Origin of the sequence: Candidatus Sodalis pierantonius str. SOPE, assembly GCF_000517405.1 — a bacterium.
GTDB classification, from domain to species: domain Bacteria; phylum Pseudomonadota; class Gammaproteobacteria; order Enterobacterales; family Enterobacteriaceae; genus Sodalis_C; species Sodalis_C pierantonii.
This window is the reverse complement of record NZ_CP006568.1, coordinates 2,979,126-3,000,847: the sequence shown is the minus strand read 5'-3', so window position 1 is coordinate 3,000,847 and position 21,722 is coordinate 2,979,126. Positions and strand designations below refer to the sequence as shown.

Here is a 21,722-nt window from a genome sequence, read left to right as displayed (position 1 = left end):
CTGGACGGAGTTCGCGTACCGGAGTAACCAACCGGTGAGCTTTTCAGCTCCACCATCCAGCCCACCATTGAGATGTAGCTAGACTGCGACATAAAAAAACACGCTTGCGGCGTGTCATCATGTCGCGGTTACTTCCGTCAGGACGCGAATCCCGGCACCTGAATTTGCAGATGTAAAGCGGCTATAGCGCATGGGATTTCCTTCGTCAAATGTGGGGAGTTCGGCGGTTAAATTTGGGCGATTCTGGCGTAGTCGGCAAGTCGAAACGAAATGAGCGGCAAGTTATTGATAAAAATGTCGTGTATTGTCGTGCTTTGTTGTGTTTTGTCGCCTGTTTTTTGAGCGGCGATGTCAATCAATATATTGATATTTATGGATTTTATGTATTTTTACGCAGCTATGAATGCAATAGCCGACCCTAACGACTGCTTTAGTTTTAAGCGTTTAGTTAGCAATAAAGCGTTTTTCATTGGTTAGCACCTGCAACAGCAGCGTCAGCTGCGGTTTTTGCTGCGGCAGCTCCTTGCCGTTGACGTCAAAGGTGCGATAACTGCCGTTATTGTCCAGCAATAGCGTTTCGTTTGCCGTGGTGATGGCCAACTGATGTCTATCCGCGCTCAGCACCCAATCATTACGGCGGCGCGGGGCGAAAAGATCCTCTCCCTGTGCATAGTCGCTGGCGCGGTTGCTGACATGCAGCAAACGCTGCATAAGCGTCACGGTCACGTCGTTGTGATTGGTGAGTTTCGTCACCACCTGCGCCGGCGTGCCGGGCCAATGCACCACCAGCGGCACTTGCAACTGCGCGCGGTTGAAACGGGTGCCGCTCTCGCGCCGCCCGCGGCCGTCGTCGTCCAATTCCAGCCCGGTGGCGGCGGTGATAATGACCACGGTGTGGTCCAAATCGCCGCGATCGCGCAATGTATCTAACATTTGCGCCAGGCTATTATCCAGGCGCTGCGCCCCTTGCTGATAGCGACGTGTGATATCCGGCGTGTTCAAGCCGGCGCTGACGCTGGTGCCGTTGAACGAAATATAAGAAAACCAGGGCGAGGTGCCGCTGTAGCCGTCTCGCCATTGCTGCCATTGTTTGGCGGTTTGCGCGTCGCTCTGGTTGACGGGTTCAGGGAGCGTAAAGTCGGCGAGCAACGCCTGGCGGTAGAGCTGATCGCGAAAACCGTCGGAGGGGAACAGGCTGAGCTGATAGCCCTGTTTGTTGAGGGCGTCCAAGAGCACCGAAGATTTACGCGTCGCCAGAATCCCGTCCAAATAAGAAGCCGAAATGCCGTAGAACAGCCCGAATAACCCCGTGTCCACCTGATTGCCGGTGCTAAAATGCTGCGTGAAGCGGATGTTTTGTTGGGCGAAGCGCTTAAGGGCCGGCATTTGCTGGTCCAGGGTGTCATTGCGTAGCATGCCGGTGGTAATAATAAGCAGATTGAGGCCGCTGCCCTTGTCGTTAAAGCTTATTGGACTCAAGGGATACTCCACCGCCGCCGCTTCCGGGTTGCCCTGCTGGACCAGCCGCCGCTCGAAGTCCTGGGCGTCAAGCAGGCCATGGCGCTCCAGAAAACGGCGCGCGGTCATCGGATAGGACAGCGGCAAATTGGCGCGCTGCATTGTGATGGGGCGGTAAAAATTCGCGTCGGCCCAAATATAAGCCACATGCGAGGCGCAAAAGGCGCCGATAAACAGGGCGCTAATGGGTTTACCGATGCGATAGCGATTAAGGCTGCGCAGTTTTTGCCAGCTCCAGTTGCCAAATAGCATTTCCACCAGGAAGATCACCGGAATACCGATAAACATCAATTGCCAGTCGCGGGCCAGCTCTGTCTGATCCGGGTTTATCACCAACTCCCAGAACCATGGGGTTCGAATGCTGATGAAAACGGATAAAAACTTCGGTATCTACCAGCAGCAGCGTCAATCCGGCGGTGGCGATAATGGCCGACAGAAAACGCAACAGCCGCTGCGACATCACCACGAAGGTGAGGGGAAACACCACCAGCAGATACAGCGTGAAGCCGAGAAAGCTGAAATGGCCGAGCCAGCTGGCGAACGCGTACAGCCGGCCCGCCAGCGAGCCGGGCCAGTCCGCAATAAACAAATAGCGACTGCCAAGCCCCAAGCTGAGCAGGATATTGAAAAGGGCGAACCAGTGACCCCAACTGATCATTTGGGATACTTTGTCACGGTAGCGCTGACTATTTGTCACCATAGCTCTGTCTTGGCTTGTGCTTAATGCGTGTCGGGAAGCGGCACCGAAGCATGCAGGGTATCGGTGAACGATTTTACCAGCGTGCCGCGCATCTCCGGCGCAACGCGGGTGCTAATCACATGGGTAACCATATTCCCCAGGACCATCAGCGCGAGATCGGTCGGCGTACGATGTTTTTCCAGTACCGCTGCCAGCTCGGCAAGCAGGACCTCTACCTGTTCGTCACTGTAACGGGATGCTTGTGGCATAATATCATCTATGTGGCCTGTCAAAGTCCGGTATCTTACCGTATCAACTCCCCTTTTTCCGCACTTTTATCGTTTCTAACCCTTGTAGCGTTTCCGGCTCAGTTCGCGGCGGCGGCAACGGAGTTGCAGCGGCGGGCTATTCGGTGTTTGAATACGCACCTGACCAGAATGGAGAATAGATCATGAGTCTGGATATTGACCAGATTGCCCTGCATCAAATGATTAAGCGCGATGAACAGACGCTGGAACTGGTGCTGCGCGCATCACCGCTCGAGGTTTCGCCGGCGGTGCAAGACATGATGGCCGAACTGCATCGTGTCTATAGCGCCAAAAGCAAGGCTTATGGCGTTTTTTCGCCGCAAAGCGAACTGGCGGACGCGGTACGCGGCTGCCGCAGGGGGAATGACGACTTTCTCGGCTTCAGCCGCGCCGCGACGGGGCGCCTGCGCGATGAGTTGGCGAAATACCCTTTTGCCGAAGGGGGGATCGTACTGTTTTGCCAATATCGTTATCTGGCGGTGGAATATCTCATTATTGCGGTACTTGGCACCTGCCACAGTATGCGGGTGAATGAACAGCTGGATATCAGCAGTACCCACTATCTGGATATCCATCATGCCGATATTGTGGCGCGCATCGATTTGACCGAATGGGAAACCCAGCCGAACTCGACACGCTATTTGACGTTTTTGAAAGGGCGCGTCGGACGTAAAGTCTCCGATTTCTTTATGGACTTTCTCGCGGCCGTCGAAGGGTTGGACACCAAGGCGCAAAACCGTGATCTGCTACAGACGGTGGATGATTATTGTACCGAGGCGCATCTCGATAACCACCAACGGCAAGATGTTCGCCAGCAGGTACATAGTTACTGTAAAGAGCACGGCGAAGAGATCGCGCTGGCGGCGCTTTCCGCGACCCTTGTGCCGGTGGGGGAAAAGACTTTCCAGGCTTTCTCCAGCGAACAGGGCTATGCGCTGGAGGAAACGTTCCTGGCCGATCGCAGCACGCTGCGCTAGCTAACCAAATACGCCGGCAGCGGCGGCGGGGTTACCTTGAATTTCGATGCACAATTGCTCGGCGAGCGTATATTCTGGGATGCCGCGACGGACACCTTGACCATAAAAGGAACACCGCCGAATTTGCGCGACCAACTGACCCGTCGGCGTAACGGCAACTAACGCCAATAAACCTTAAACCACCGCCAAATATTTGGCGATGGTTTAAGGTGGCTATTTCACACATCTGATCGTTAGGGGTGATGTCCATAATTGGCGTAAATTTGCCTTAGGCACCAAAGTCTCTCCTTACCTCTTTCTGGCGGGTGTGTTTTTGTTGCAATGTCGACTGACGCTATGCTACCTTTCTGAAAAAATAACATTAGCCCAGTCCTGGCAACTATTATAATGAATTTCAATATATGTCGGGTGATGTGATGGTCTTTTGTCCTTTTTTAATGAATATTTGCCAGAATCTTATTTCCCTCTTTATGTAATATCATCCGCCAAGTGTTCTGCGCTTTATTTTTCCGAATGCAGAATGGGACCTAAATAGAACAGGAGGTTTATGATGCCCATATCATCTGTAGCATTGCAAAACAACCTAGTCGGTAAATATTATAACGTTCGTCATGATAAAAATAAAAAAATATTTACCGCAAACCGCAGAGACCGGATTTTACTTCCAAACCCGGTAAGGGATAATAATGCCGCTGGCCAACGAATTTTCGGCTTCATCAATGGCAGGAATGAAATGAATTTCGGCACCCCTAGGTTAAAGCAAAGCAAAATCGCAAACCTGCTCACATTCCTGTCGCTTCTCCACCAAACCCGTGTCATTGACAATTTGCATCCTGCGGCAGCCCATGTGGGCATGGGTTCAACCGCACTGACCCTCGAGGGATCACCGCTGGCGACGGCTGCCCCTTTGCCCGGCCTTTATCTTCCCGTGCAAAGCAACTTTTCTGAGCGTAATCGGAGAGGGTTGTCTCTGGGTAACCTCAGGACAAAACGGTCGGCGGATACGGATCTACATGAACGCATGGATGACATCTTGATTTTGAAAACGGCGGAAAACTCATATCCTACCGCCGTCAACGCGTTGTATCATTCAATAGCGGTGATTATAAATGAAAAAATAGCCAATGAATCCTATGGGCTATTGATTGTTGCCAAACGGATTTGTAAACAGGCCGAATATCTTCTTGAGGCCGCCCGGTTGATAAAACACGATCTCAATAAGCAGGAAATCCATATTAGAGAAAACAAATTTTCACCGCGGCACTTACGTAAAATGAAAAATGTCGCCGAGGATTTACGCAATGACGCAGTCAAAGAGGCGTGGAATGCCTACCAGTCGTTTCGGATTTGCTATACGATTGCCCGTTCGGAAAAGAAATTCCAGACATTATTGAGGAAAATCAGTAAGACCTATGCGTCACAGCAAGAGGTGGCGGTCGCCGTGGTGGAAGAGGAGTTAAGGAAAAACAGTCATGTTCTCGGGTTGAGCGATGAGAAATTAAATCACATACTCGACGATATTAAAGACGCCATTAAAGCGTATGCTAAGCTGGAGAGCCTGTTTAGAAATTTGTGTATTTGCCTGATTTTGATATGTTCAATCCAACATCAAAAACAGGTTAATTTATGGACGAAAAACAGTTACAGGCTCTGGCTAACGAACTGGCCAAAAATCTCAAAACCCCTGAAGATTTCAGTCACTTTGATCGGCTGCTGAAAAAAATCAGCGTCGAAGCAGCTCTCAATGCCGAAATGACCCATCACCTCGGCTACGATAAAAATCAGCCTAAACCGGGGACCAACGCCCGCAACGGCTATTCCACAAAAACTGTTACCACTGGCGATGGCCTGCTGGCGCTGCGTACTCCGCGCGATCGTGACGGTTCCTTTGAACCGCAACTGGTGAAGAAGAACCAGACCCGGATTACCGGGATGGATAACCAGATTTTATCGTTGTACGCCAAAGGGATGACCACCCGCGAGATCGCCGCCGCGTTCAAAGAGCTGTATGACGCCGATGTCTCGCCGGCGCTGGTCTCAAAGGTCACCGATGCGGTCATGGAGCAGGTTGTCGAATGGCAAAACCGGCCTCCGGATGCAGTCTATCCCATTGTTTATCTTGACTGTATCGTTCTAAAAGTCCGGCAGGACAGCCGCATCATCACAAATCTGTGTTCCTGGCGCTGGGCATCAACATCGAAGGCCAGAAAGAGTTGCTAGGTATGTGGCTGGCCGAAAACGAAGGCGCAAAGTTCTGGCTGAACGTGCTGACAGAGCTGAAAAACCGCGGCCTGAACGATATCCTTATCGCCTGCGTAGACGGGCTGAAAGGTTTCCATGACGCTATTAACGCGGTGTATCCGGAGGCGCGGCTCCAGCTGTGTATCGTGCATATGGTGCGCAACAGCCTGCGGTTCGTCTCCTGGAAGGACTACAAGGCCGTCACCCGCGACCTGAAAGCTATCTATCAGGCCCCTACGGAAGAAGCCAGCTTGTAGGCGCTGGAAGCGTTCTCCAGTGCCTGGGACATCCGCTACCCGCAAAATAAGTCGAAGCTGGCAGGCAAACTGGGCCAATCTGGCCACGTTCTTTGCCTACCCAACGGACATCCGCAAGGTGATCTACACGACCAACGCCATCGAGTCGTTAAACAGCGTGATCCGGCATGCCATCAAAAAGCGCAAGGTGTTCCCGACCGCCGACGCAGTGAAAAAGGTGGTGTGGCTGGCGATACAGGCGGCCTCACAGAAATGGACAATGCCTTTGAGGGACTGGCGCATGGCAATGAGCCGCTTTATTATCGAGTTCGGTGACCGCCTGGACGGTCACTTCAGAGAAAAGACATTTACACAGAATCCGGTATGGGCTCAAGCTGGACAAAGCGCCTTATTACAAATCATTAATAAATCAGGGCTATCCTGGCATTGTGGTGCTGTCGATTGCGAATAAACACTTTCCGCTCACTTCCTCTTTGACGGGGATAGATAGCCAAACTCCTACGCCATCCTTAATGGATAAAGCTAACCAGGAATTCATCGCTCGCTATGTTATGCCCTGTGAGGAGAAGGCCAAACTCGAGGCTCAGAAAAATCAAACTCTTCCTCATACCCTTAGTGCAGCCGGCGGCAGCGCCGCTGGCGCCTACTACTTGTTGAACAGAAAAAAGCACACTGGCTCGCCCACCGACGTGGCCACTGAAATGTAACAGGTTAACGGTGGCGCCGATATCTCCCTGGAAGAAGATCTTGGCGCAGACATAGCTGAGGGGAGGATTATGGAAACACCAGCGGAAACGGTTGCACAGGCCGGGGCGGATGGGGTCATGGCATCAGCGGAGCAAGCGGATACCCGAGCCGGCGCGGCGGGGGAAATGGCATCGGCAGCGCGAGGGGATATCCAAGCCGATGCGGGTTGGATCCGGGAGCCGGCAGGGGGTACGGTTATAGAGGCCGACGCCGAGGTGGCATTGGCACCCGCTGCGGAAACGACATTGGCAGAGAACGTCGAGATAGTCGAGGAGGCCTTGGCGGAGTTAGCCGTTGAAAATCTTGAGATTGGCGCCGAGGAGCTAGGGACGGCGGTCGGGGGGCCGGTTGGCGCTGTTGCCGCGGTGGCGGCCTATGAAGTCGTTAAAGAAATGGGCACTGCCATCGTCGAAACTTTAGCCGAATCGGCGGCAGAATCGTTAAGCGAAGCGATGCAAGAAGCGGTGGGTTCCGTGTTCAAATCGGCGGCCGGGGCCATGATGGACCAATCCACGGTTGATGCCGTTGGCGTAACGGCGGGGGAGGCGATTATAGAGTGGCGGTGGATAAAATAAACGCAAAGATTGAAAGCAGGCTGGCGAACAAACTTAAAAAACCGCTGCGAATGCGCTAGATGCAACACAAGTGACTGTGCGCAGGCTCCGGTGGCCGCGGCGATTCGCCCGGCGGTCAATGCCACGGCCGGCGCCGAATGCGCTGCGCTCCCCTGATGCCACAGTTTGAAAGGGGGCGGTTTACCGGCAGGTATAAAAAAACGCCGCAGAATGCGGCGTTTTCTCACGACGTAATTCGCTTAAGCGCGAACGAAGTCGATATGGGTCAGTTTCGGTTTGAACGGATGACGCTGCACCGCCTGCACCTTCACTTTGCTTTCTTTACCGTCGATGACCAGGGCCAGAACGTCGGTGTAAAAGCCTTCTTTGGTCTGGGTGTTCAAAACGATATCATGATCCAGCTCGATGGCGACCGGTGCTTCAGCACCGCCGTAAACGATGGCCGGGAACTTGTTCGCGAGACGCAGGCGGCGGCTCGCACCCTTGCCCTGGTCTTTGCGGATTTCAGCATTGATAGTTAACATAATTTTTCTCAAAACCTGGAATTTAACCTGCTACAGGCGGACCCAGCAGCAGGCAGGATAAACGTGCTTGTGAGTAAGCGGGCAGGATTTTACCGGAATTACCGGCGCGGGGCAAACAAAACCCGGTCAGCCGCGAAATTCATGGGCGCTGCGGCGCGCAGGTGTAAGGGCAGAAAACGCAGCGCAAACAGCCGTCGCTGCGCCGGCGTGTGTAGGCGGAAACGCTCGCCGACGTCGGCGCCGTCCTCATCAAAATAGGTGACCTGTAGCCATTCCCCCTTCTCATCCTGGCCCGCGCGCAGCGACATGCCGCTGCAGCGCAGCACCAGCGCATTTTTCAAACGCAGCGCGGCCTTAAGCATATCGTCCGGGTCCAGCAAAATCCGCTGGCAATGATGGCAGCGGCGGGCGGCGATATCGTTCTGGGCGTTGCAATCGGGACACAGTTTAAAACGAAAACGATAATCGCACTGCTGGCGCGCACCGCTTTCGTCCTCGAGCCAGCCCTGGCAACGACGGCCATAATGTTCGATAATCGTGCCATCGCCGGCGGTTTTGCCCCAAAACAGATTGGCGAAACCGCAGGCGGGACAGAAGACCTGGACCGGTTTTGTCTGCCCGACTTCCGGCGAATAGAGATCGTGTCCGTTCCCGGCATGATCCAGGATCAGGCACGCGGTTTTGCCGGGATAAAGGCGCAAGCCACGGCCAACGATCTGTTGATAAAGACTTACCGATTCCGTCGGGCGCAGGATGGCGATGACGTCAACGTGCGGCGCATCGAAACCGGTGGTGAGCACCGACACGTTGACCAGGTAACGCAGGCGCTGCGCGCGGAAGGCATCAATGAGGCGATCGCGCTCGGCGGCGGGCGTCTCGGCGCTGACCAGCGCCGCCTGATCCGGCGGCGACAGGTTGAGAATTTCGTCGGCGTGCTCGACGGTCGCGGCAAAGATCATCACCCCCCGTCTGGCGGCGCCGTAATCGCGGATCTGCGCGACAATCAGCGGCGTGATGCGGCGCTGGCGCTGCAATTCGCCGTTGAGGTCGACCGCAGGATAGTCGCCCAGCGCGTTGGGCGAGAGGCGGCTGAAATCGTAATGGCGCACCGGCATATCCAACCGTTCGGGCGGCACCAGATAGCCATGCTTCACCATATAGTGCAGCGGCAGTTCAAAGATGCAGTCGCGAAAGAAACAACGCTCATCGCCGCCTACCCTCCCGTGGTAATGAAAATGATAAATCCATCCCTTGCCCAACCGGTAGGGTGTCGCGGTAAGACCGAGAACGCGCAGCCCCGGATCCCCACCTCGCGCAGATGGCGGATCACCTGCTGATATTGGCTGTCGTCATCCCCGAGGCGGTGGCATTCATCGATAATCAGCAGCGAGAAAGGGGTGGAGAACGCAGCCAGATTGCGCGCGACGGATTGTACGCTGCCGAAAACCACCTTGCCGGCGCTGTCGCGCAGCTTCAGGCCGGCGGCGAAGATAGCCGCATCCAGCCCCAGGGCGCGGTATTTTTGCGCATTTTGCGCCACCAGCTCTTTCACGTGCGCCAACACTAGGACACGGCCGCGCGCCAGGCGCGCCAGCTCGGCGATGACCAGGCTTTTGCCGGCGCCGGTGGGCAGTACAATCAGTGCCGGCGTGCTGTGGCGGCGAAAGTGCTCGACGGTGGCCTTGACCGCTTCTTGCTGATAGGGGCGAAGCGTCAGTGCCATCAGCGCCGCACCGTTCCTAATGGAAGCGGAGAGGGGAAATTGATCGTGATAATCGCTGTCTTCATAATGAAATAGGATGGAAGCTAATAATTCAAGTGGATGCCCGCTAGGCGCGGCGGGCAAGCCCCGGTATACTCATGGCATAAACAGCAACGGCTGTTCCGCCTGCGCGTGGGGCTGACGTTTTTTCAGCCGCGGCGGCTCCCCAGCGAGGGTGCCGCAATCGCCAAGCGCTTCCCAAGATTACAGGCAAAACAACGTTAATGCGACTGGACAAATTTTTATCTCAACAGCTGGGCATCAGCCGGGCCCTGGTGGCGCGCGAGCTGCGCGCCAAACGCGTCACCGTGGATGACGAGGTGATTCGGCAAGGGGCGTTCCAGCTGCTGCCTGAACACCAGGTGCGCTTTGACGGCAACGTGCTGCAGCAGATTCTGACCGCGCGCTATTTCATGCTGCACAAGCCCCAGGGTTATGTCTGTTCCACGGACGATCCCGATCATCCCACTCTCTTGTATTTCATTGATGAACCGGTGCCGGATAAGCTGCACGTCGCCGGCCGGCTGGACATTGATACCACCGGTCTGGTGCTGCTGACCGATGACGGGCAATGGTCGCACCGGCTAACGTCGCCGCGGCATCATTGCGAGAAAGACTATTTAGTGACGCTGGAACAGCCGCTGGCGACGGAGACCGCCGAGCGTTTCGCCGCCGGGATAATGCTGCGCGGCGAAAATCTGCCTACCCGTCCCGCCCGTTTGGAAGCGCTTTCGCCGCAGCGGGTCCGTCTGACCCTCAGAGAGGGACGCTATCACCAGGTTAAACGCATGTTCGCCGCGCTCGGCAATCGGGTGATAGCGCTGCATCGTGAGCGAATCGGCGCCATTGTGCTGGATGCGCATCTTCAGCCGGGGGAATACCGCGCGCTGACCGCCGAAGAGATCGCCAGTGTAGGTCTGCCGACGGATTGAATCATTAAAACACTGAATCAGGCTGATGAAAGGAGTATGGAGAGTGCATCCCGAACGTAAAAAACATATCGGTATTGTGGTGATACTGGGACTGTTGTCCATGCTAATGCCGCTCGCTATCGATATGTATCTGCCCGCATTGCCGATTATCGCGGCGGAGTATGGCGTCAGCGCCGGCAGCGTGCAGATGACGTTGAGCGCCTATGTGCTCGGCTTCGCTATCGGCCAGCTGTTCTATGGCCCGATGGCTGACTGTCTCGGTCGCAAACCGGTCATTATGTTCGGCACATTCTGCTTTGCGCTGGCCGCGGCCGCCTGCGCGCTGTCGCAATCGGTCGAGATGTTGATTTATATGCGCCTGCTGGTGTTATTGAGCTGGCACGCGATTTTCTGGACGATCGGCCTGGCGGCGCTGGTGGCGACGATATTGGTGCTGGTGTTTATTCGCGAAACGCTGCCGCGCGAACGGCGGCAGAAGTTTCGCCTCAGCACCACCATCGGTAATTTCGGCTCGCTGTTTCGCCACAAGCGGGTGTTCAGTTACATGCTAGCCAGCGGTTTCTCGTTCGCCGGCATGTTTTCCTTTCTCAGCGCCGGGCCGTTTGTCTATATTGACCTCAACGGCGTGTCGCCGCAGAACTTCGGCTACTACTTTGCGATCAACGTCGTATTCTTGTTTATCCTGACGCTTATCAATAGCGGCTTTGTCGCGCGTTTCGGGGCGCAAAGCATGTTTCGGCTGGGCCTGACGATCCAGTTTGTCACCGGTCTTTGGATGATAGCGGTGCTGGCGCTGCATCTCGGTTTCATTCCGCTGGTGGTTGGCGTGGCGCTATTTGTAGGCTGTGTGGCTATGGTGACCTCGAACGGGATGGCGGTGATCCTGGAAGATTTTCCGCATATGGCCGGCACGGCGTCGTCGCTGGCGCGGGCACGCTGCGTTTCGGCGTCGGGGCGGTCATCGTCGCGTTGCTGTCGCTGGCGACGTTCGATAGTGCCTGGCCGATGGTGTTTTCCATGGCGGTTTGCAGCAGCGTCGCGCTGCTGTGCTATCTGTACGCCAGCCGTCCGCGCAAGAGCAAAGTACGGCTTTCGCTGGGCTAATAGACGCCTTCGGCTGGCGCCCCGCGCCAAGCTGGCTTGCGATCCGCCTGACGCGGCGGCGCTGACCAGCGCGTTGCCCTTGACTCACAAGGGAGTGCTATTCGCCTCGCCCAGGCCTCATCCGGGCGCATGGCCGGCCCGCGCGCGGCGGCGGCCATCGCCGCCAATTCCGCTGTTTTTCCTTACTTTCCGTAGGAATTGAGCGCGGCAGCAAAGTTGCAATTTTGCCGACGGTCACCTTGTTTTTCATAATAGGTAATGATAATCAATATCGTTCTTATTTGCGTTTGTTTACAATGGTCTGCCCTGGAGGCGGATGAGGATAAATGATGTTTGTACCGTTTCTTATCATGTTCAGGGAAGGGCTTGAAGCGGCGCTGATTGTTAGCCTCATCGCGGGTTACCTGAAAAAAACCGGACGCGGTCAATTGTTGACAAGGGTGTGGCTCGGTGCCATCACCGCGGCGCTGTTGTGTCTGGCGCTGGGGCTGGCGATTAACGCCACCACCGGTGAATTTTCGCAAAAGGAACAGGATCTGTTCGAGGGCATCGTAGCGGTTATCGCCGTCGCCGTATTGATCTGGATGGTACTGTGGATGCGCAAAATGTCCCGTTCGGTGAAAAATCAGCTGGAAATGGCGGTGGACCAGGCCCTGGCGCAATCCCAGCGTCAGGGATGGGCGCTCACCGGCATGGTGTTTTTTGCCGTGGCGCGTGAAGGCCTGGAGTCGGTGTTCTTCTTGCTGGCGGCGTTCAGCCAGGACGTGGGCATCGCCGCGCCGATCGGCGCGGTATTGGGTTTGGCCTGCGCCATCGCGCTGGGCATGGTGATGTACTGGACCGGTATCCGGTTGCCGCTGGCGGCCTTTTTCAAATGGACCAGCGTGTTTATTTTGTTTGTCGCCGCCGGGCTTGCCGCCGGCGCGATCCACGCGTTCCATGAAGCCGGGTTGTGGAACGGCTACCAATCAATCGCCTTTGATTGGAGTCAGGTGCTCTCGACGCATACGCTATTCGGCACGCTTTTGGAAGGCCTGTTAGGCTACCAGGAAACGCCGACGGTCAGCGAGGTGGCGGTATATTTGCTTTATCTGGTACCGGCGCTGATTTTGTTTTTCCTGCCGTCCCGGCACTCCCGGGCGGCGACGCTCGCCAAATAAGAAATTTTTCATCAGCCGCAAAACATCAGGATAATGTTATTGTAGCGATGCAATCAATTCTGGACTAATTTGCAAACAATTCTGGACTCCCATAACCCCTAAAAAATGGCTATTTTGGACAGTCCAGAATTGTTTGCAAACAGGAAATCAGGCGAAATTACGAATGACCAACTCGCGTCTACTATGACGGTTCTTGCCTAATGAGTATTTTAGGTCAACAACGTCGATATGAAGGTTTTTGAAGATGAGCCTCATTTCTGGGATATCATTAACTGAAATCACCATTCTTCCTGCTATTGAATGAGCAAGGCTATCAATGATGCTGTATTGTTCCAGGCCAAACGCTGCGCCATAGCCTTGAGTCTTCCAGTAAGGTGGATCAAGATAGAACAATGAGTGTGGCCTATCATATTTTTCAATACAAGCCTGCCACCCAAGATGCTCTATGGCTGCATGGGATAAACGCAGGTGAGCCTGTGATAGCTGTTCTTCGATTCTTAAGAGGTTCAATGACTGTGATCGCACAGCCGAAGTACCAAAGTTCTGCCCGCTCACTTTGCCACCAAATGTGAGCTGCTGAAGACAGTAAAAGCGGGCGGCTCGCTGTATATCGGTCAGCTGCTGGTTCCGGTCACATCCGATCACTGATTCCGATTTCACCCGATCACTGATTCCGGTCGCCCGATCAGCGATTCCGATTCTGTCCGATCGCTCATCTTCTGTTCCGCCATACTCTGGAGACTTTTAGCTTCCGGGGGCATGGCATGGCACGTAAAAAGAAGAAAGCGAGAACGGAAATGTGCATCTATATTAATGTTTTACGTATGAAATTCGAGCAGCGTCGCTCGAATCGCACTATCGCAGCAGCGCTCGGCATAGGCTGTACTACCGTGCACGATATCCTCGGCCGATTCACGGTAGCTAACCTGTGTCTGGCCATTGCCGGTGGAACTGTCCCCCGTCGACCTCGACCGCCTGCTCTATCCCGGCAAATCCGGAAAAGTTATCAATACTTTACCCAGCTGGCTTGATATCGATACCGAGTTAAGCCGCAAGGGCATGACCAAGCAGCTGCTCTGGATGGAATATCAGTCCGCCGTGGGCGGTGATGCCCTCGGTTACTCACAGTTTTGTGCACTGTTCCGTGACTGGAAAAAGAAGCAGCGGCGTTCCATGCGCATGGAGCACAAGGCTGGCGAAAAGCTCTTCATCGACTTCTGTGGCCCCACCGTACCTATCGTCAACCCTGCGACCGGTAGCGTACGCCAGGTCGCTATCTTCGTCGCTGCCATGGGCGTGTCAGGCTATGCGTATATCGAAGCCTGCGAAGGCCAGGATATGGCATCGTGGCTCAACGCCAATAGCCGCTGCCTGCACTTCATGGGTGGGGTTCCGGAGCTGATGATACCTGATAATCTGCGCAGCGCTGTCAGCACCCCTGACCGCTATGAGCCGGTCATAAACCAGAGCTACCAGGCGCTGGCAAATCACTATGAGACAGTGGTGCTACCGGCGCGCCCGAGAAAACCGAAAGACAAGGCGAAGGCAGAATCAACTGTGCAGCTGGTAGAACGCTGGGTTTTGGCCCGGTTGCGTAAACGTAGGTTCTACTCGCTGGCCGAACTCAACCAGGTGATACGAGAACTCAATCATGAGTTGAATCTGCGCCCCGATGCGTCATTACGGCGGACAAAGTCGCCTTGAACGCTTCGAGCAGCTGGACAAACCGGCTCTTGGGCCTCTACCGCCCACACAATGGGAATACAGTGAGTATCTCGTTGCCCGAGTGGGACCTGATTACCACATAGACTACGGCAAAAACTGGTACTCGGTGCCGCATCCGCTGGTTGGCGAGCGCGTTGACGTCATCGCCACCCAACGGCTGGTGCAAATCCACCATAAGGGCGTCTGCGTGGCTACGCACCTTCGCAGCGATAACGCCTATAGGCACACGACTCAGGCGGCGCACATGCCGGCTAACCATAAGGGGCAGCGCCAGTGGACGTCGGAAAGGCTGTGCAGTTGGGCGCTGTCGGTGGGTGTGTGCACACTGAAAGTGGTCGAGTCCATCCAAAAGAGCAAAGCCCATCCGGAGCAGGCTTACCGCTCCGTGCTGGGGCTACTCAATCTGCAACGGCGCTATGAGACGACGCGACTGGAGAAGGCCTGCGCGCTGGCGTTGGAGAAAGGGTGCATTAACCGCTCTTTCATAGCCAACGTATTGAAACACGGTCGTGAAAGTGAGGTCACCCAGGACGGAGCCGGCGTATCAATGCTGGTTCACGAAAACCTCCGAGGTCCGGACAGTTATCACTAAGGAGAATAAATATGGATACACTGTTAATGGCTCTGCGAGAGCTGAAGTTGTCGGCAATGGTCCAGGCGTTGGAGACGCAACGCGAACTCCCGGGGAGTTATGGGGAGCTGAGGTTCGAGGAGCGGTTGTCGCTGATGGTAGAAGCGGAAAATTTGCATAGAAAAAACAACCAAATATGCCGTATGCGACGGCAATCGCAAATGCGCTTGCAGGCAAAACCGGAAGATATCCGTTATATCCCTAGCCGAGGAGTGACACCGGAACAGATGCGAGATCTGCTAGGGGGACAATATCTGAAATATCAGAAAAGCATACTCATCACGGGGCCGACAGGTACGGGCAAAACCTGGCTCAGTTGTGCGCTTGGTGAGCAGACATGCCGGCAGCAATATAGCGTGCGTTACTGGCGAGTGGGTCGGTTGCTGGCCCATCTTCACCAGTGTCAGGTAGACGGGACCTATCTAAAACAGCTTAAGCAGTTAGAAAAAATAGAGTTACTGATCTTGGACGACGTGGGCCTAGAATCAATAAGTCCGATGCAGGCAACGATGCTGTTGGAGGTGATGGAAGATCGTTACGACAAAAGCAGCAGCATCCTGATCAGTCAACTGCCGGTGAAAAAATGGTATGGACTGATAGAAAACCCCACGACAGCTGACGCGTTACTCGATCGGTTAGTACACCCCAGCTATAGACTGGAACTTAAAAGCGAATCACTACGCAAAGAGCAAGGAGTAGCCAGCACAGGAAAAATAGACGCTTTGTTGAATAAATCCGAAATTTGTGACGACTTCCTCCCTATCAGGGCGATTGTTACATGATGCGGACGCTGTTTGGCATTGAGCCTGTTTAGAAATTTGTGTATTTGCCTGATTTTGATATGTTCAATCCAACATCAAAAACAGGTTAATTTATGGACGAAAAACAGTTGCAGGCTCTGGCTAACGAACTGGCCAAAAATCTCAAAACCCCTGAAGATCTCAGTCACTTCGATCGGCTGCTGAAAAAAATCAGCGTCGAAGCAGCTCTCAATGCCGAAATGACCCATCACCTCGGCTACGATAAAAATCAGCCTAAACCGGGGACCAACGCCCGCAACGGCTATTCCACAAAAACCGTTACCACTGGCGATGGCCCGCTGGCGCTGCGTACTCCGCGCGATCGTTACGGTTCCTTTGAACCGCAACTGGTGAAAGAAGAACCAGACCCGGATTACCGGGATGGATAACCAGATTTTATCGTTGTACGCCAAAGGGATGACCACCCGCGAGATCGCCGCCGCGTTCAAAGAGCTGTATGACGCCGATGTCTCGCCGGCGCTGGTCTCAAAGGTCACCGATGCGGTCATGGAGCAGGTTGTTGAATGGCAAAACCGGCCTCTGGATGCAGTCTATCCCATTGTTTATCTTGACTGTATCGTTCTAAAAGTCCGGCAGGACAGCCGCATCATCAACAAATCTGTGTTCCTGGCGCTGGGCATCAACATCGAAGGCCAGAAAGAGTTGCTAGGTATGTGGCTGGCCGAAAATGAAGGCGCAAAGTTCTGGCTGAACGTGCTGACAGAGCTGAAAAACCGCGGCCTGAACGATATCCTTATCGCCTGCGTAGACGGGCTGAAAGGTTTCCCTGACGCTATTAACGCGGTGTATCCGGAGGCGCGGCTCCAGCTGTGTATCGTGCATATGGTGCGCAACAGCCTGCGGTTCGTCTCCTGGAAGGACTACAAGGCCGTCACCCGCGACCTGAAAGCTATCTATCTATCTATCAGGCCCCTACAGAAGAAGCCGGCTTGCAGGCGCTGGAAGCGTTCTCCAGTGCCTGGGACATCCGCTACCCGCAAATAAGTCGAAGCTGGCAGGCAAACTGGGCCAATCTGGCCACGTTCTTTGCCTACCCAACGGACATCCGCAAGGTGATCTACACGACCAACGCCATCGAGTCGTTAAACAGCGTGATCCGGCATGCCATCAAAAAACGCAAGGTGTTCCCGACCGACGACGCAGTGAAAAAGGTGGTGTGGCTGGCGATACAGGCGGCCTCACAGAAATGGACAATGCCTTTGAGGGACTGGCGCATGGCAATGAGTCGCTTTATTATCGAGTTCGGTGACCGCCTGGACGGTCACTTCTGAGAAAAGGCATTTACACAGAATCGTGTACAGGGTCTTTGGCATTCCTAACAGTGTGATCCGGTTAAGTGCTTTAACCATTGCCATTGCCTCACCTACCTGCGCGTCATAGCCATGCAGACTCAGATGACCACCCAGAAGTGTTTTAAACCGGAACATGGCCGTTTCAGCCAGTGAACGCCGGTGATAACCTACTTTCTTTTTCCAGGTATCGTTATTGCCGCTCAGATGCTGATTTGCCACCGCATGGTTACGCTCATGGTATCGAGCTGGCCAATATTGCGCACCACTTCGCGGTGGGATAAGCGGCTTTATTTTTTTCCTCAGCAGAGCATCATGACAGTAACGCGTATCGTAAGCACTGTCAGCCGACGCTTCCCTGATTTTCCGGTGGGTTTGGTTAATCAGCCCGGGCAGCGCCTGCGCATCTGTCGTACCGCTTAGCGATAAATCGGCACAGATAATTTCATGTGTCGCGCTATCTACTGCCAGATGAAGCTTGCGCCATACTCTGCGCCTCTCAGCCCCATGCTGTCTGACTTTCCATTCGCCTTCGCCGAAGATTTTCAGGCCGGTGCCATCGATGACCAGGTGTGAGATTTCGCCGCGGGTTGGCGTTTTTATGCTGATGTCGACGGTTTTTGCTCGCCGGCTGACCAGAGAGTAATCTGGGCAGCGCAGCGACAGCCCCATCAGTTTAAAAATCGAGTCAACGAAACCCTGTAACGCCCGAAGCGAAAGGTTAAACACGCGCTTTATCATCAGAACCGTGGTAATGGCCATATCGGTGTAGTGAAGCGGCCGGCCACGATGTTCAGGTGGTGTACTCTCAGTCCATGCAGCAATGGCTGACTCATCAAGCCATACTGTCAGGTCCCCCCGCTGCCTGAGCGCATTGTTATATGCGGGCCAGTTGGTGATTTTAAACTTTTGCTTTGCCATGGGGACCTGATGTTGAAACGAATGTAGTGATCAGAGCCGCCAGTCACCTAAAAGTTCGATTTATTCAACAAAGCCTGTTTTTTGCCCAAAACAACCATACAAAAATAGTTAGATCCCGCCCTGACATCTCTATCAGTTTAAGTAATAGGCGTGCACATTTATCTTCATGTGGTGTAACCTTTTTTTGTTTAGCACGGACATTCGCATGAGTGCCTTTTTCATCATCTAGAAGAGTCACTGTTATTTTAATTGGCATGATAGCCTCAATGTAATGACGTTGACCAAATCACCTTTCACCCACCTTTCATGAATGCCCCTTGCTTAAAACCACCCTGTGCGTTTTTGCCCACGGTGATATAATCCGCCTGCCCCTGTTTTAATAACTGCTCACAGAGCGGATGGTGTTCAATACGGATAACGAGTTTGCAATTATGCAATATCACGCTTTTTACACTCACGCCTCTTATCGTCAAATAATGAATAACGGCTCCTGCCTGCGTCATCGCGGCGATAAGATGAGTGTTGGTCGATGCCGCTTTATGATGGACTGACATGCTTTCCTCCTTCAATGAATTAGCATTTCTGCATAGCGGTCGATTAACGTCACGGACATCCCCTGATTGCCGATAACGCTTGTCCGGGCCACCCCGCGCGCCAGTTTAAACAGGCGGCGATAATTGCCCCGAGAATGCTTGCGAAAGGCGGCGGCAATTTCCGGCGCAAGCGGCTCGCCCGTGGCCTCACCGTTCGATAACAGACTGCCCAGAATGGCACTAAAATCCTCGGTTTCGCTCTCTTGCCTGCGAGACTCCAGGTCTAACGCCATGCCCACCCGGCTATAGAGCTGGGCGTATTCCCCGCGTGAGCCTTTCAGATTGAGCAGCAGGCGTGGCATCCCCGCCAGGACAATGGCCACCCCGGAACGGTCGTGAATGCGGCGCAAGACCTCAAGCGCCCTGTAGGGCAGCAGCTCGGCCTCATCAACCAGGACCAGCCAGTGCTTGTCGCGCAGCCCCTGCACACATTCCTCGACCAGCTCATGGATATTGCCAGTTTTGCGCAGACCCAGCCGGGCGCACAACGCCTGCAATAACACCTTGGCGGTATAGCCGGGGTCGGCTTCAATCAGGATGACGCCTTTATTGGCGCTGTTGGCGCGCACATACTCCTTCAGCACCATGCTTTTCCCCATGCCGGCCGGGCCGTATATCACGCCGATATCGCCGAAGTCGTGCGTGGCACTAATCAGGTCCAGCGCCACCCTGGCCAGATGGGTCGGCACAAAATTCACCTTGATGTCCCGCCGGTGAGCGCGCTCTGTCTCGCGGTCAAGAAAATCCCGCAGTGTGCCTTCGACGTTATCAATATTGCCATTGTAAACCCCCTTTAAATATTGTGAAATGGTTGTGCCGCTTAATCCGGTTTTATCGGCCACCTTGCGCTGGGTGTAGCCTGACCGTTCCATCAGCTGGAAAATACGTTCTCGCGTTGTCATACAATATATCCTTATCGGTTATTACCGACCTGCTTGATATCGTGCTCGTATTCAGATTCAAATAAATACACCTTCTCTTTTTCAGGTGCCGCTACCTTGGGTAGCAGCAGGCTGTAATCGTTCTCCCTGGGCGCGTCAATCACCGGACGTAATTCGTCTTTCGCATCCTGAATTTTATTTTCAGCCAGTTTAATGCGACGCTTGGCGTGCGCCTCCAGGGCTTTTTCCACTCTGGAGACCGGCACCGGCGAAGCGGTATTGCCATTCCACAGCGCGGTGCAGAGATAAGCGCCGTCCATCTGGCGAATAATCACTTCATTGGGATTATGGATATCGTAGGCCACCCGCACCGTCTGGCGGTCTACCTCAATCAGCTCCCTGGCAAAATACTGGTTATTCAACAATTCAACCCAACCACGCTGGGCCACGCGTTTCTCTTCTGACATAAACATCTCTCGCAACTCGCCCGGCGTCAGGTATTCAATGTTGTCTCCTTGCTCAGCCAACAGGGCCTTGCGGTAGGCGGCCGGCGTCATCGATTTATCGTTGACCTTCGGCAGTGCGCTGTGCTCGTGGCTGTGGTTATAGCGTTGTACCTCCTCCTCGATGGCGTCTATCAGCTGCCGCCAGCTGGGCAGAATCGCCAGCGTCTTTTGCTGCGTGGCGTTCAGCTCCTTCCCCTGACGCAGGGCGTTCGACAGACTCAGTAGTTTTTGCCCCTGCACCCGTACCCCGTTAGGGTCGGCGCTCAATCCGTTATAGGTCTGAAAGCGCAGTGCCAGCCGACGTGGGAGCACCCCGTTCAGCCGCTCAATAATGCCCCGCGCCTGCGGATTACCGGGGATACCGGTAATATGCTCTATGCCCAGCCGGGGAAAAATCCAGGTGATATCCGCATCCAGCATTTTATTGGTCTCACCACCGCCGTTATCGGAGTAGGCAAACAGCGGCTTGCCGTGGTGCTGGATGGCATAACGCCACGCATCGGCCACCGCGATGGCGTTTTCCGCCAGTGACAGGCTCCAGCCCACCAGATACCGGGTACGCCCGTCGAGCACCAAAGTCAGCTCTGGGGTAAAGGGCCGCCCGTGTATCGGATGCGCCACTTTCATGTTTAGCGACTTACCGTCGGCTATCCAGCAGCCATTCACCGGCATCTGTGCCCAATCCCGCTGCTGGTATACCTGATACGCCTTAAGCGCCGAGCCGGTGACACGGCCCTTGACCCTTCGGTTGGGTGCAACCCGCCTGACCATGCGATTGACCTTGTCGTAGGTCGGCAGGGCCGCCAGCATGGCAGGCTGGTCATGGTATTTGCCCTGCCAGTCCGCCTGAAACGCACGGTAGGCTTCCAGCACCGTCGGGCCACAGGGCCGGACATAATGCGGCCAGAACAGGGCGTAGAACCACGTCATATCCTTGGGACGCTGCTTCTTCGGCTGCCCGGGAGCCAGTATCGCCAGGCGCTCCTGGGGTCGCTCAGCGCTGAGATAGAGACTCACCCATTCCTGCAGACTGCTTTTGCCCATCCCTTGCCGGGTGCGGCCCTTTTTGGCGTTAGCCAACGTGGCGGCGCGCTGCAGGGCCTCGGGCAATGTACCGGCCTTTGACTCATCGACGATAAAGGTCACCGCCGCAATGCGAGTCATGTCAGCCTGCTGTAACCGGATCACTTCCTGTGCCAGCCTCATGCGTGCATCGGCAATCTGCTTCTGCTGATCGTTCAGGGCCTGCACCTTGCGGTCTAGTAGGGCGGGACATTGGCGCATGATCGCCAGCTCATCACGCGACTTGATGGCGATGCTGCGCTTGACCGACTCATCAACCGGCTGGGCCGGGGCTTGCGCAATCAGGGATTTATAGTGCCGTTGTTTGATGATCTCGCGTGTTGATTCCGGCAAACAATCGATGTGGTACTCGAAAGCCTTGGTGCCAGGACGTTTGCGTACCAGTTCAGGCGCACCCTCCGAATATCGACACAGTGCCTGGCGAATGCCCTTGGTTGTCGCGGGTAAGCCGGGTACTCCCATTAATTCCTTGGCGACAACAAACATGA

The 21,722-nt window shown here is 54.6% G+C and carries 13 protein-coding genes and 8 pseudogenes; 11 read left to right on the top strand and 10 right to left on the bottom strand.

Annotation, left to right across the window (positions count from 1 at the left end):
* Positions 1–444: 444 nt before the first annotated feature.
* A pseudogene (gene yejM, locus SOPEG_RS15110) lies at positions 445–2,218 on the bottom strand (LPS biosynthesis-modulating metalloenzyme YejM).
* A 20-nt stretch (positions 2,219–2,238) separates the two neighbouring features.
* The gene (locus SOPEG_RS15105; RefSeq protein WP_025245968.1) at positions 2,239–2,466 is read right to left on the bottom strand and encodes a YejL family protein; all 228 of its coding nucleotides are present in this window, start codon (positions 2,464–2,466) and stop codon (positions 2,239–2,241) included.
* Positions 2,467–2,648: 182 nt separating this feature from the next.
* Between SOPEG_RS15105 and yejK the strand changes: the two are divergent.
* The 5 genes and pseudogenes from yejK to SOPEG_RS15080 all read left to right on the top strand — a co-directional run bounded on the left by yejK (position 2,649) and on the right by SOPEG_RS15080 (position 7,302).
* A pseudogene (gene yejK / locus SOPEG_RS15100) lies at positions 2,649–3,644 on the top strand (nucleoid-associated protein YejK).
* A gap of 385 nt (positions 3,645–4,029) precedes the next feature.
* A complete protein-coding gene (locus SOPEG_RS28835; RefSeq protein ID WP_200867816.1) occupies positions 4,030–5,199 on the top strand; it encodes a hypothetical protein in 1,170 nt (389 codons plus the stop codon).
* Positions 5,109–6,314 (top strand): annotated as a pseudogene (locus SOPEG_RS30275) (IS256 family transposase); the annotation flags it as partial. The gene SOPEG_RS28835 and the pseudogene SOPEG_RS30275, both read left to right, overlap by 91 nt.
* Before the next feature lie 94 nt (positions 6,315–6,408).
* Complete coding sequence (locus tag SOPEG_RS15085; RefSeq protein WP_148297100.1) at positions 6,409–6,687, top strand: hypothetical protein; 279 nt, start codon at positions 6,409–6,411, stop codon at positions 6,685–6,687.
* Between the two features lie 69 nt (positions 6,688–6,756).
* Positions 6,757–7,302: a hypothetical protein gene (locus SOPEG_RS15080; protein WP_025245962.1), complete on the top strand. Its 546-nt coding sequence runs from the start codon at positions 6,757–6,759 to the stop codon at positions 7,300–7,302.
* A 239-nt stretch (positions 7,303–7,541) separates the two neighbouring features.
* Here the strand turns inward: SOPEG_RS15080 and rplY are convergent, their stop codons facing one another.
* Complete coding sequence (rplY, locus tag SOPEG_RS15075; RefSeq protein ID WP_025245961.1) at positions 7,542–7,826, bottom strand: 50S ribosomal protein L25; 285 nt, start codon at positions 7,824–7,826, stop codon at positions 7,542–7,544.
* Positions 7,827–7,981: 155 nt separating this feature from the next.
* Positions 7,982–9,549: pseudogene (gene radD, locus SOPEG_RS15070) on the bottom strand (DNA repair helicase RadD); the annotation flags it as partial.
* Between the two features lie 263 nt (positions 9,550–9,812).
* Between radD and rsuA the strand changes: the two are divergent.
* The 3 genes and pseudogenes from rsuA (at position 9,813) to efeU (ending at position 12,784) form a co-directional block, all read left to right on the top strand.
* Positions 9,813–10,520 (top strand): 16S rRNA pseudouridine(516) synthase RsuA, encoded by a 708-nt coding sequence (rsuA, locus tag SOPEG_RS15065; protein WP_025245960.1) that lies wholly within the window; start codon positions 9,813–9,815, stop codon positions 10,518–10,520.
* Between the two features lie 25 nt (positions 10,521–10,545).
* A pseudogene (locus tag SOPEG_RS15060) lies at positions 10,546–11,624 on the top strand (Bcr/CflA family multidrug efflux MFS transporter).
* Positions 11,625–11,953: 329 nt separating this feature from the next.
* Positions 11,954–12,784, top strand: coding sequence for an iron uptake transporter permease EfeU (gene efeU, locus SOPEG_RS15055; protein ID WP_025245959.1), 831 nt, complete (start codon positions 11,954–11,956; stop codon positions 12,782–12,784).
* 147 nt (positions 12,785–12,931) lie between these two features.
* Here the strand turns inward: efeU and SOPEG_RS15050 are convergent, their stop codons facing one another.
* Complete coding sequence (locus SOPEG_RS15050) at positions 12,932–13,444, bottom strand: DNA adenine methylase (protein ID WP_051419783.1); 513 nt, start codon at positions 13,442–13,444, stop codon at positions 12,932–12,934.
* A 104-nt stretch (positions 13,445–13,548) separates the two neighbouring features.
* Between SOPEG_RS15050 and istA the strand changes: the two are divergent.
* The 3 genes and pseudogenes from istA (at position 13,549) to SOPEG_RS24995 (ending at position 17,232) form a co-directional block, all read left to right on the top strand.
* Positions 13,549–15,101 (top strand): annotated as a pseudogene (gene istA, locus SOPEG_RS25000) (IS21-like element ISSoEn3 family transposase).
* A gap of 11 nt (positions 15,102–15,112) precedes the next feature.
* Positions 15,113–15,922: an IS21-like element ISSoEn3 family helper ATPase IstB gene (gene istB / locus SOPEG_RS15035; RefSeq protein WP_025245957.1), complete on the top strand. Its 810-nt coding sequence runs from the start codon at positions 15,113–15,115 to the stop codon at positions 15,920–15,922.
* Positions 15,923–16,014: 92 nt separating this feature from the next.
* Positions 16,015–17,232: pseudogene (locus SOPEG_RS24995) on the top strand (IS256-like element ISSoEn2 family transposase).
* Between the two features lie 27 nt (positions 17,233–17,259).
* Here SOPEG_RS24995 and SOPEG_RS15025 read toward each other — a convergent pair.
* The 5 genes and pseudogenes from SOPEG_RS15025 to SOPEG_RS15010 form a co-directional block, all read right to left on the bottom strand.
* A pseudogene (locus tag SOPEG_RS15025) lies at positions 17,260–18,171 on the bottom strand (IS5 family transposase); the annotation flags it as partial.
* 64 nt (positions 18,172–18,235) lie between these two features.
* Entirely contained in the window at positions 18,236–18,427 is a 192-nt protein-coding gene (locus tag SOPEG_RS28350; protein ID WP_158382422.1) for a hypothetical protein, read from the bottom strand.
* A 37-nt stretch (positions 18,428–18,464) separates the two neighbouring features.
* A complete protein-coding gene (locus SOPEG_RS15020; RefSeq protein ID WP_148297098.1) occupies positions 18,465–18,725 on the bottom strand; it encodes a hypothetical protein in 261 nt (86 codons plus the stop codon).
* Positions 18,726–18,736: 11 nt separating this feature from the next.
* Positions 18,737–19,666, bottom strand: a complete 930-nt coding sequence (locus tag SOPEG_RS15015) for an AAA family ATPase (RefSeq protein ID WP_025245955.1) — start codon at positions 19,664–19,666, stop codon at positions 18,737–18,739.
* 11 nt (positions 19,667–19,677) lie between these two features.
* Entirely contained in the window at positions 19,678–21,720 is a 2,043-nt protein-coding gene (locus SOPEG_RS15010) for a Mu transposase C-terminal domain-containing protein (RefSeq protein ID WP_025245954.1), read from the bottom strand.
* Positions 21,721–21,722 lie beyond the last annotated feature (2 nt).

Bases quoted from the DNA above. Each gene is read 5' to 3' on its own strand.
- SOPEG_RS28350 (WP_158382422.1), bottom strand. From the start codon at position 18,427: ATGCCAATTAAAATAACAGTGACTCTTCTAGATGATGAAAAAGGCACT.
- efeU (WP_025245959.1), top strand. From the start codon at position 11,954: ATGTTTGTACCGTTTCTTATCATGTTCAGGGAAGGGCTTGAAGCGGCG.
- rsuA (WP_025245960.1), top strand. From the start codon at position 9,813: ATGCGACTGGACAAATTTTTATCTCAACAGCTGGGCATCAGCCGGGCC.
- rplY (WP_025245961.1), bottom strand. From the start codon at position 7,826: ATGTTAACTATCAATGCTGAAATCCGCAAAGACCAGGGCAAGGGTGCG.
- SOPEG_RS15015 (WP_025245955.1), bottom strand. From the start codon at position 19,666: ATGACAACGCGAGAACGTATTTTCCAGCTGATGGAACGGTCAGGCTAC.
- SOPEG_RS15010 (WP_025245954.1), bottom strand. From the start codon at position 21,720: ATGTTTGTTGTCGCCAAGGAATTAATGGGAGTACCCGGCTTACCCGCG.
- SOPEG_RS28835 (WP_200867816.1), top strand. From the start codon at position 4,030: ATGATGCCCATATCATCTGTAGCATTGCAAAACAACCTAGTCGGTAAA.
- SOPEG_RS15020 (WP_148297098.1), bottom strand. From the start codon at position 18,725: ATGTCAGTCCATCATAAAGCGGCATCGACCAACACTCATCTTATCGCC.
- SOPEG_RS15105 (WP_025245968.1), bottom strand. From the start codon at position 2,466: ATGCCACAAGCATCCCGTTACAGTGACGAACAGGTAGAGGTCCTGCTT.
- istB (WP_025245957.1), top strand. From the start codon at position 15,113: ATGGATACACTGTTAATGGCTCTGCGAGAGCTGAAGTTGTCGGCAATG.
- SOPEG_RS15080 (WP_025245962.1), top strand. From the start codon at position 6,757: ATGGAAACACCAGCGGAAACGGTTGCACAGGCCGGGGCGGATGGGGTC.